General features: G+C 52.7%; 1 protein-coding gene. It reads right to left on the reverse strand.

The window, feature by feature from the left end; all coding sequences use genetic code 11:
* A partial coding sequence (locus AC1DVB_RS27845; RefSeq protein WP_477592088.1) for a hypothetical protein occupies nt 1–201 on the reverse strand: 201 nt, incomplete at its 3' end.
* Between the last annotated feature and the right edge of the window lie 417 nt (nt 202–618).

Genomic DNA, 618 nt, shown 5'->3' on the forward strand with positions numbered 1-618 from the left:
CCGAAAGAGGGTATGTGTAATGATTTCCACTCCAGGCACTCGCTTTCCGCGTGCGGTCCGGGAGCCTACTCGGCGTGTAATGATTTCCACTCCAGGCACTCGCTTTCCGCGTGCGGTCCGGGAGCCTACTCGGCGTTCGCCTGCGTGGTCTCCCTGGCCACGCTTTTCCCGCAGGAGTCTCGTACCTTCCGTTCCAATCAACGGGAATTTTATAAAAGAAATATTGTAGGGAAACTGGCTCTTTTCCAATTCGTTTACAGTTTGGCTTTTCCATCAATTTTTTGACAAAAGGGAGTTCGGATTGGTCCCACCCCGAACCATGAAATTAAAACAAGATTAGATTTTYATTGGTGTTTTTTTCCTGTAAGCCTCATAGGATTGAAGAAATTTGCGACACACCTGCCCAATCACTGGCTAGCCGAGACCCCACAGGCGCTTCTGCCTAGGAGGCTTGGCAGAAAGTCGGAGGAAAGGGAGCGGGTTTCCGAAAGAGGGTATGTGTAATGATTTCCACTCCAGGCACTCGCTTTCCGCGTGCGGTCCGGGAGCCTACTCGGCGTTCGCCTGCGTGGTCTCCCTGGCCACGCTTTTCCCGCAGGAGTCTCGTACCTTACGTTC

It is taken from the genome of Peribacillus sp. P4_D6 (genome assembly GCF_056401795.1).